This window comes from Nocardiopsis valliformis DSM 45023, from assembly GCF_000340985.1.
Classification (GTDB): domain Bacteria; phylum Actinomycetota; class Actinomycetes; order Streptosporangiales; family Streptosporangiaceae; genus Nocardiopsis; species Nocardiopsis exhalans.
This window is the reverse complement of record NZ_ANAZ01000066.1, coordinates 1-9,265: the sequence shown is the minus strand read 5'-3', so window position 1 is coordinate 9,265 and position 9,265 is coordinate 1. Positions and strand designations below refer to the sequence as shown.

Annotated in this window: 12 protein-coding genes; 8 read left to right on the top strand and 4 right to left on the bottom strand. The window is 68.1% G+C overall.

Annotated features, from left to right (window positions below):
- Positions 1-61 precede the first annotated feature (61 nt).
- Both D457_RS0131505 and D457_RS0131500 read right to left on the bottom strand, forming a co-directional pair.
- On the bottom strand, positions 62-394 hold the full coding sequence (locus D457_RS0131505; protein ID WP_026117217.1) for a type II toxin-antitoxin system PemK/MazF family toxin: 333 nt from the start codon (positions 392-394) through the stop codon (positions 62-64).
- A complete protein-coding gene (locus D457_RS0131500; RefSeq protein ID WP_152514440.1) occupies positions 391-657 on the bottom strand; it encodes a hypothetical protein in 267 nt (88 codons plus the stop codon). Before D457_RS0131500 ends, D457_RS0131505 begins: the two co-directional genes overlap by 4 nt.
- Before the next feature lie 28 nt (positions 658-685).
- On the opposite strand from D457_RS0131500, the gene D457_RS36085 reads away from it, so the two are divergent.
- Positions 686-865, top strand: coding sequence for a hypothetical protein (locus D457_RS36085; protein ID WP_152514439.1), 180 nt, complete (start codon positions 686-688; stop codon positions 863-865).
- On the top strand, positions 844-1,851 hold the full coding sequence (locus tag D457_RS0131495) for a tryptophan--tRNA ligase (RefSeq protein ID WP_017584653.1): 1,008 nt from the start codon (positions 844-846) through the stop codon (positions 1,849-1,851). Before D457_RS36085 ends, D457_RS0131495 begins: the two co-directional genes overlap by 22 nt.
- An 84-nt stretch (positions 1,852-1,935) precedes the next feature.
- Here D457_RS0131495 and D457_RS0131490 read toward each other — a convergent pair whose 3' ends face one another.
- Positions 1,936-2,508, bottom strand: coding sequence for a nicotinamidase (locus D457_RS0131490; RefSeq protein WP_017584652.1), 573 nt, complete (start codon positions 2,506-2,508; stop codon positions 1,936-1,938).
- A 45-nt stretch (positions 2,509-2,553) separates the two neighbouring features.
- The gene (locus D457_RS0131485; protein ID WP_017584651.1) at positions 2,554-3,855 is read right to left on the bottom strand and encodes a nicotinate phosphoribosyltransferase; all 1,302 of its coding nucleotides are present in this window, start codon (positions 3,853-3,855) and stop codon (positions 2,554-2,556) included.
- Between the two features lie 168 nt (positions 3,856-4,023).
- Between D457_RS0131485 and D457_RS0131480 the strand changes: the two genes are divergently transcribed.
- The 6 genes from D457_RS0131480 to rdgB all read left to right on the top strand — a co-directional run bounded on the left by D457_RS0131480 (position 4,024) and on the right by rdgB (position 8,532).
- Positions 4,024-4,446: a Mov34/MPN/PAD-1 family protein gene (locus D457_RS0131480; protein WP_017584650.1), complete on the top strand. Its 423-nt coding sequence runs from the start codon at positions 4,024-4,026 to the stop codon at positions 4,444-4,446.
- A 159-nt stretch (positions 4,447-4,605) separates the two neighbouring features.
- Positions 4,606-4,884 carry a MoaD family protein gene (locus D457_RS0131475; RefSeq protein ID WP_017584649.1) on the top strand — a complete coding sequence of 93 codons (279 nt, stop codon included), beginning with the start codon at positions 4,606-4,608 and terminating at the stop codon, positions 4,882-4,884.
- 7 nt (positions 4,885-4,891) lie between these two features.
- On the top strand, positions 4,892-5,839 hold the full coding sequence (locus D457_RS0131470; protein WP_017584648.1) for a PLP-dependent cysteine synthase family protein: 948 nt from the start codon (positions 4,892-4,894) through the stop codon (positions 5,837-5,839).
- Positions 5,840-6,282: 443 nt separating this feature from the next.
- On the top strand, positions 6,283-7,038 hold the full coding sequence (locus D457_RS0131465; RefSeq protein WP_017584647.1) for an MBL fold metallo-hydrolase: 756 nt from the start codon (positions 6,283-6,285) through the stop codon (positions 7,036-7,038).
- A 97-nt stretch (positions 7,039-7,135) separates the two neighbouring features.
- On the top strand, positions 7,136-7,861 hold the full coding sequence (gene rph / locus D457_RS0131460) for a ribonuclease PH (protein WP_083926917.1): 726 nt from the start codon (positions 7,136-7,138) through the stop codon (positions 7,859-7,861).
- A gap of 65 nt (positions 7,862-7,926) precedes the next feature.
- Positions 7,927-8,532, top strand: coding sequence for an RdgB/HAM1 family non-canonical purine NTP pyrophosphatase (gene rdgB / locus D457_RS0131455; protein ID WP_026117216.1), 606 nt, complete (start codon positions 7,927-7,929; stop codon positions 8,530-8,532).
- The last annotated feature ends 733 nt before the right edge of the window (positions 8,533-9,265 follow it).

The following is a 9,265-nucleotide window of genomic DNA, read 5'->3' as shown; positions in this document are numbered from 1 at the left end:
GGGCGCCTACCTGCAAGCCCGTGGCTTCAGCCACGGGTAGTTGACATCTGGGCGCGTCACTTCAGAGGGCGAGCATCCTGCGTAGGACTTTCTCGATCTTGAACAGGACCACATCGTCGACCTGGCCGAAGCGGCGTTCGAATCGCTCCGGGGAGATGGCGCGCAAGTCCTCGCACTTGGCATAGCTGGTTACGCGTAGCCCAGAAGAGCCTGGCTCGATTTCCACATGTGTTCGGCTTCCTCTGTAGGTGCGGGTCAAGGGGAGTGCCATGACAACGGGCGGGTTCGCCTCGAGCCAAGGCTGGGCATTGACCAGAAGTACGGGGCGGCGCAGTCCCTGTTCATGGCCGACCGGCTCTCCCAGATCCGCCATGTAGATCTCGCCTCGTTTCACCAGCCGTCCTCTTCTGTCAGCTTGTCATCCTCGGGGTCCGCGAGGTTGTCCTGCAGGGTTTGATTACGGAGGTATGCGCGCCGCTCCTCCTCGGTGAGGCTCTCGTTGTAGGTGCGCACGTCAGACCAGAACTCCAGCTCTTCGGCCTCGTCCAGCGCCTCTTCGATCGCGCGGGCCATCGTGATCCGGCGGTGCTTGGCTCTCTTGTTGATGCGATCTCTCAGCGATCGCGGGACCTTGATAGTGGTATCCGCAGTAGTCATACCTAAAGTATGCCTCTAGGTGGTCGCCTTGGCTATCCTTTTCGGTGTGCTGGCCACGCTCACCCGGGACCGGTGGATGTGGGCGAGCGAGCGCGAGGCGCGCGTCCGCGTCCTCGTGGAACGCCTGAGCGTGTCGGGCCGGGCGGCGGGCGGGAATCGGGTGGCGGGCGTCGATAGGCTGGACGCATGGCAGCGAACACCTATCTGACCGGGATCAAGCCCACCGGCGACTTCCACCTGGGCAACTACATCGGCGCGATCAAGCCCGCCCTGGCGGCGGCCGAGGTCTACGACACCTTCTACTTCATCGCGGACTACCACGCGCTCAACATCATCAAGGACGCGGACGAACTCCGTCAGAGCATCCGGTCGGGCGCTGCCACCTGGCTGGCCTGCGGACTGGACCCCGAGCGCACGGTCTTCTACCGGCAGTCCAGCATCCCCGAGACCTTCGAGCTCACCACCATCCTGAGCACCCTCACCCCCAAGGGCCTCATGAACCGCGCGCACGCCTACAAGGCCGCGCGCGACCGTAACAACGAGGCCGGGATCACCGAGCTCGACGCCGGAATCAACATGGGGCTGTACAACTACCCCGTGCTGATGGCCGCGGACATCCTCATCATGGAGGGCGAGCGCGTCCCCGTGGGCCGCGACCAGTCCCAGCACATCGAGTACACCGCCGACATCGCCGGGTACTTCAACCACCGGTACGGCGACAGCTACAGCTTCCCCATCCCCAAGGGCGTCATCGACGACAGCGAAGCGAGCATCCTGCCCGGTACCGACGGCCGCAAGATGAGCAAGTCCTACGACAACCACATCCCGCTCTTCCTGCCGGAGAAGAAGCTCCGCAAGGCCATCAACCGGATCCCCACGGACTCCACTCCGGTCGAGGACCCCAAGAACCCGGACACCTCGATCCCCTTCCAGCTGCTCACGCACTTCGCCGACGCCGACAAGGTGGCCGACGTACGCAAACGCTTGGAAGCGGGCGGCATGGGCTGGGGCGACCTCAAAAAGGAGCTCTTCGAGGCGGTCAATACCGAACTCGGCCCCAAGCGCGAGCGTTACGAGGAGCTCATGGCCTCCGAGACCGAGCTCGACGACATCCTTGAGGCCGGCCTCGGGCGCGCCCGCGAGCGGGCCCGCCGGGTGCTGACCAACGTCCGCGCGGCCATCGGCATCGACTAGTTCCGGCCTGGTTCCCGATCACGAGCGCGAAGCGGCCGTGACCCGACGGGTCACGGCCGCTTCATCGTGCGAGCAGGACAGGGCTCAGCCGACCAGCGGTTCGCCCGCCAGCTCCACACCCGCCTCACGCAGCTCTGTCAGGGCCGAGTCCACCGTCGGCCGGGCTACCCCGGCGGTCAGACCCAGCAGCACCCTGGTCCGGAAACCCTCGCCGTTGGCGTCCAGGGCGGTCGCGCGGACGCAGTGGTCGGTGGCGATCCCCACCACGTCCACCTCGTCCACGCCACGCGAACGCAGCCACCCGGCCAGGGTCGTCTCGCCGTCCCCGGCCGTGCCCTCGAAACCGCTGTAGGCCGCCGTGTACTGGCCCTTGCTGAAGACCTCCTCGGCCACGGAAGCGTCGAAGTCGGCGTGGAACTCCGCGCCGGCGGTGCCCACCTCGCAGTGCCGGGGCCAGCTGTCCACAAAGTCGGGGTTCTCCGAGAAGTGTGCACCGGGGTCGATGTGGTGGTCACGGGTGGCCACCACGTGGTCGTAGCCGCCCGCGCGCGCGTGCTCGGTGACGGCGGCCGCGGTACGGGCCCCGCCGCTCACACCCAGGCTTCCGCCCTCGCAAAAGTCGTTCTGTACGTCCACCACGATGAGTGCCCTGGTCATGTCAGCACCTGCCCTTCTTTCAGAGGATGCGGTCTGGTTGGAGTTCTAGTGGAAGACCGTCGGCAGCGCGGCGTCGCCCCGGGACATCCGCAGCGCCTGCTCCGGGAGCTCGGCCACGGTCGCACGGTGGCGTGCGCGCGCCTCGTGCACGGTCTCGCACCCCACCACCTCACCGTCGGCGACCAGTTGCCGCAGCAGTGGGCGGGTCCCGACCGTTTCGGTCGGCTCGTGCGGATAGACCTCCTCGGACACCGCGATCCCCTTGTCGTCCAGCCGCCGCAGCGCCCACTTGCGCCCGCCCCGGCTGGGCTTGCCGACCGAACGCTTGGCGACCGGTTCCAACGGTGCCCCCGGTTCCAGGCCGCGGGCCCGCGCCACCAGCTTGTACACCAGCGACACGGTCGGTGCGCCCGAACCCGTCACCAGGGACGTACCCACTCCGTACCCGTCCACCGGTGCCACCGCCAGGGCCTGGATCGAGTGCTCGTCCAGGTCGCCGGTGACCACGATGCGGGTCCCGGTCGCGCCCAGGGAATCCAGCTGGGTACGGACCCGGGAGGCGGTCGCTGCCAGGTCGCCGGAGTCGATCCGGACCGCGCCGAGCTCGGGTCCGGCCAGCTCCACCGCGTGCCGCACCGCGCGCTCGACGTCGTAGGTGTCCACGAGCAGCGTGGTCCCCTTGCCCATGGATTCCAGCTGGGCCTTGAACGCGTGCCGCTCGCTGTCGTGCAGCAGGGTGAAGGCGTGCGCGGCCGTACCGCCGGTCGGTACGTCGAAGCTGCGCCCGGCCTCCAGGTTGGAGGAGGTCGCGAACCCGGCCACGTAGGCGGCGCGGGCCGCGGCCACGGCCGAGCGCTCGTGGGTGCGGCGCGAGCCCATCTCGATCAGGGGGCGGTCGCCCGCGGCCACGGACATCCGGGTGGCGGCGGAGGCGATCGCGCTGTCGTGGTTGTACACGGACAGCGCGAGCGTCTCCAGGATCACGGCCTCGGCGAAGGTGCCCTCCACGACCAGGATCGGCGAACCCGGGAAGTAGGCCTCACCCTCGCCGTAGCCCCACACGTTCCCGGAGAAGCGGTACCCGGAGAGCCATTCCAGTGTGGGTTCGTCCACGACGCCGTGGTCGGACAGGAAGTCCAGTTCCTCGCGGCCGAAGCGGAAGCGCTCCAGCAGGTCCAGGAAACGCCCGGTTCCCGCCACGACCCCGTAGCGGCGGCCCTCGGGCAGGCGTCGGGCGAACATCTCGAACACCGACCGGCGTGCGGCGGCCCCGCTGTGCAGAGCTCCCTGGAGCATCGTCAGTTCGTAGTGATCGGTGAGCAGCGCGCTGCTGCTGTCCTCGCTCATAGGGGCGAGCCTATGTGTTCGGGGCACGGCCGGTGCGGGTGCCCCACCTGCGCCGGGCGGGGCTCGCAGGAGGGCTTTCGGGAGGGCTGCCGGAGTGACCTCTGCCGCATTGCCGCTCATTAATACCCACCTGGTTGGTAGAGAAGAAGTTGTGGGTACCCTGGTCCCATGCTGAGGATCGACCGCTCCATCCACGACCAGATCGTCGCCCACGCGCGCCGCGACCACCCCGACGAGGCCTGTGGTGTCGTCGCGGGCCCGGAGGGTTCCGACCGCCCGGAGCGGGTCATCGAGATGCTGAACGCGGCGCGCTCCCCGACGTTCTACGAGTTCGACTCGACCGAGTACAAGAAGGTCTACGACGAGCTGTGGGACCGGGACGAGGAGTTCGTGGTGATCTACCACTCCCACACCGCGACCGAGGCCTACCCCTCGCGCACCGACATCACCTACGCACAGTGGCCCCAGGCCCACTACGTCCTCGTGTCCACCCGTGAGTCCGACACCGCCGAGTTCCGCTCCTTCCGGATCATCGACGGCGAGGTCACCGAGGAACCGGTGGAGGTCATCGGGGCCGACGGCGGCCGGTAGGCCGGTAGACACGCGTGACCGACAGGTCCCGCGTACGACCGGGCAGGACCCCAACAGGGCTGTTGTCCACGCCACACCCCGGGACGTCCCCGGAATGGGAGTGACGAGGCGCCTGTTGGACATGAACGCACAACAACGACCGTTTACGGAGTCACCTTCATGGCCATCGAGGTCCGCATCCCCACCATCCTGCGCAACCTGACCGGCGACGCCAAGGTCGTCGAGGGTTCCGGCGACAACATCAGCGCGCTCATCGCCGACCTGGACAGCAACCACCCCGGCATCGCCGAGCGCCTGGTGGACGGTGGCAAGCTGCGCCGCTTCATCAACGTCTACCTCAACGACGAGGACGTCCGCTTCGTCGGCGGGCTTGAGGCCAAGCTCTCCGACGGTGACAAGGTGACCATCCTTCCCGCCGTCGCCGGCGGCTCCCGCTAAGGAAGCCATGCGCTACGACTCCCTGCTCGACTCCCTCGGTGGCACGCCGCTGGTCGGCCTGCCCCGGCTCTCGCCCTCGCCGGAGGTCCGGCTGTGGGCGAAGCTGGAGGATCGCAACCCCACCGGCTCGATCAAGGACCGCGCCGCGTTCTTCATGATCGAGCAGGCGGAGAAGGACGGGCTGCTTTCACCGGGGTGCACCATCCTGGAGCCGACGTCGGGGAACACCGGCATCTCGCTGGCCATGGTCGCCAAGCTGCGCGGCTACCGGATGGTCTGCGTCATGCCGGAGAACACCTCCGCCGAGCGCAAGCAGCTGCTCGCCATGTGGGGTGCCGAGGTCCACTACTCCGACGCCGCGGGCGGCTCCAACGAGGCCGTCCGCGTCGCCAAGGAGATGGCTTCGGCCAACCCCGACTGGGTGATGCTGTACCAGTACGGAAACCCGGCCAACGCCCGGGCCCACTACGAGACCACCGGGCCCGAGCTGCTGGCCGACCTGCCGGAGATCACCCACTTCGTGGCGGGGCTCGGCACCACGGGCACCCTCATGGGTGTGGGCCGCTACCTGCGTGAGCACCGGCCCGGAATCCAGATCGTCGCCGCCGAACCCCGGTACGGCGAGCTGGTCTACGGGCTGCGCAACCTCGACGAGGGGTTCGTCCCCGAGCTCTACGACGAGTCCGTGCTCACCACGCGCTTCTCGGTGCCCTCGGACGCCGCGCTCAAGCGGACTCGCGAACTCCTGGACAAGGAGGGCATCTTCGCGGGCGTTTCCACGGGCGGTGCCCTGCACGCGGCTCTGGGCATGGCCCGGAAGGCGGAGCTTGCGGGCGAGCGCGCGGACATCGCGTTCGTCATCGCCGACGCCGGCTGGAAGTACCTCTCCACCGGCGCCTACGAGGGAACCCTCGAGGAGGCGGAGGAACGCCTGGACGGGCAGCTCTGGGCCTGAGGTCCGGGGCTGCGGTCCGAGGTTCGGGGTCTGCGGCCCGAGGCCCGGGGCCTGAAGTCCGGGGCCTACAGTCCGGGGGCCGGGGCCTGGCCGCTGAGTACCGGACCTTGAATCCTGGGTCTTCGAGTCCCGGGCCCGAAGCGTCGCGGAGGCCGGCTCCCCACGGGGAGCCGGCCTCCGTCGTGTTCGGTACGGCGGCGTTTGATGCCTGCTGTGTCCCGAACCCGCGTCGAGGAATCGGTCAAAACTGGTCAATCGGTGTGAAAAATTCACACGTGATGCACGTCGCCTGAGATGCAGGCCACATTTTGTACCACCCGGGCGGCCATTGGGGTACACCCGTAACAACGGGACATCCGCAGAACCAGCCGCTCACCGCTCTCCCCGCACAGTCACCCAGGGGCCACAGAGGCAGTGCGGCCGATCGAAAAGGCGACGACGACGTGCGACTCACGATTATCGGGTCCTCCGGGAGCTTTCCCGGGCCGGACAGCCCGGCCTCCTGTTACCTGGTCGAGGCGGACGGCTTCCGCCTGCTGCTCGATCTGGGCAACGGCGCGCTCGGTCCTCTCCAGCGTTACGCCGACCTCTACTCCGTGGACGCCGTCTACCTCAGTCACCTGCACACGGACCATTGCGCGGACATGTGCGCCTACTGGGTCGCCCGCATGTACGCGCCCGGCGGGTCCAAGGACCCCATCCCCGTGTACGGGCCCGAGGGCGTCGCCAACCGCCTCGCCGAGATCTACGGCCTGGAGCCGGACCCCGGGATGACAGAGGTCTTCGACTTCCACGAGCTCACCCCCGGCGAGTTCCGGATCGGCCCGATGACCGCGCGCGTGGCCCGGGTCAACCACCCCGTCGACGCCTTCGGCATCCGCCTGGAGCACGGGGGTGTCAGCCTCACCTACTCCGGTGACACCGGCTCCTGCGACTCGCTCGTCGAACTGGCCCGAGACACCGACCTGTTTCTGTGCGAGGCGGCCTTCCATGACCACGTCGAACACCCCAAGGACATGCACCTCACCGGGAGTGAGGCGGGCGACCACGCAACCCGGGCGGGGGCGCGTAAACTCCTGCTCACCCATCTGGTGCCGTGGAACGACGACGACATCACGATGACCGAGGCGCGCAGCACCTACGACGGCCCCATCGAACTGGCCCGCGGCGGACAGGTCCGCGAGATCGGCGCCGCCTGAGCTAGCGGAGCTGAGTGCCGGGGCTGTGGCGCGGGTCCCACCGGGCACGGGTCCGCAGTAGCACCGCTCGGCACCGTCCGGATATACGCTCGTGTCCATGGCCCGACCTGACGGACGCGTTCCGACCCAACTCCGCCCCGTGAACATCCACCGCAACTGGCTCCGCCACGCGGAAGGCTCCGCACTCATCGAGTTCGGGGACACCCGCGTGCTCTGCGCGGCCACCGTCGAGGACGGCGTGCCCCGCTGGCGCCGGGGTACCGGCGAGGGGTGGGTCACCGCCGAGTACGCGATGCTCCCGCGCTCCACGGACACCCGCGGCTCCCGCGAGTCGGTGCGCGGCAAGATCGGCGGCCGGACCCACGAGATCTCCCGTCTGATCGGCCGTTCGCTGCGCGCCGTCGTCGACTTCAAGGCGATGGGGGAGCACACCATCACCCTGGACTGCGACGTGCTCCAGGCCGACGGCGGTACCCGTACCGCGGCGGTCACCGGTGCCTACGTGGCCCTGGCCGACGCGATGAAGTACCTGCGCAAGCGCCGCAAGCTCAAGAACAACCCGCTGACCGGCTCGGTCGCCGCGGTCAGCGTCGGTGTGGTGCAGGGCCAGCCCCGGCTGGACCTGAACTACCTGGAGGACTCGGTCGCCGACACCGACATGAACGTCGTGCTGACCGGCGACGGCAAGTTCGTCGAGGTGCAGGGCACGGCCGAGGGTCAGGGCGCCGCCTTCGACCGCGAACTCCTCAACAAGCTGCTCGACCTCGCCGCGGGCGGCTGCGAGGAGCTGACCGCCATCCAGAAGAAGGCCCTGTCCGAGTGAGGAACGCGAACGGCGTCGGTTTCCGGATCGGAGACCGTATCGGCGGTGTTCCCGGAGGAGGCACGGTGAAGCTCGTACTCGCCACCCGCAACGCGAAGAAGATCCCGGAGATGCGCGCCATCCTGGCCGAGGCCGGGGTGGACGCCGAGGTGCTGTCCCTGGACGGGTTCCCGGAAGCACCCGAGGTTCCCGAGACCGAACCCTCCTTCATCGGCAACGCCCTGCTCAAGGCTCGGGCGATCGCGGCTCACACGGGACTGCCGGCGGTCGCGGACGACTCCGGCCTGAGCGTGGACGAGCTCCGGGGAATGCCCGGCGTGCTGTCCGCGCGCTGGGCCGGACGCTTCGGCGCGGGCGACCAGGACCGAGCCAACCTGGACCTGGTGCTCGACCAGCTCGCGGACACCCCCGCCGAGCGCAGGGGAGCGGAGTTCGTCTGCGCGGCGGTCCTGGTCATGCCGGACGGGACCGAGGTTGTCGCCGAGGGCGTACTGCGCGGACGGCTGGTCCGCGAACGCCGCGGGGAGAACGGGTTCGGCTACGACCCGGTCTTCGTCCCCGAAGGGGAGAGCCGTACGACCGGGGAGCTGTCGGCCGAGGAGAAGAACGCGATCAGTCACCGGGGGATCGCCTTCCGGAAGCTGGCCGGCGAGCTCGCCGACATGATCTGAGTGGTTTTTGAACAGCTGAGGGGGTGGGTGCCGGACCCGGCACCCACCCCCTCAGCTGTTCCACTGGCAGGCGGACGGCAGACGGCAAGAGGACCGGCAAGAAAAAATCCGCGCCCCCGTGTTTGCCCCCGTGCCCCTTGGGGAGGATTGCTGTTGTCTGACAAGCAAGCCACGCGAAGTACTGGTTCCCGTGTGTGGGAGCCGGGTAGACCGAGGCGTCGCTCCGCGGACCAGGGCGAGAACCCGCAGTTGACGGGGGCTCCCAGGCCAACGCGGACCGTCCGGACAGATCGGGGTTTTACCCACGGTCCGGGCTGATTTGACGTCTCCGGAACAGTTACCTAGACTCACCGAGTCGCTGCGGGACGGCGAGCGGAACTCTTCAGGTTCTGGCTCAGCACCGTGCCGCGATCACAGACACCTTCCTAAGCGAGATGGTCCGAGCACACACTCGGAGCATGTAAGCTCGGGGAGTTGCTTCAAACAGCCCAGCGAAAACAACGCGGTGAAAACACCGCCGAGGAAACGCTAGACTGGGAAAAGCACAACGGGCTTTACCCCGATCTGGTCAACACAAACCGCCGATTTGGCGGGGCGCGGAACACCTGATAAAGTAAAGACACAACACAGCGTCTCTGCCGCTAGCGCGGTGGAACGGTCGCGAAAGCGGCCGAAACGCAGAGAAGAAAAGCCTTCCACGGAAGAGCAGACGGAACCAGCTGGTTCTGGCGCT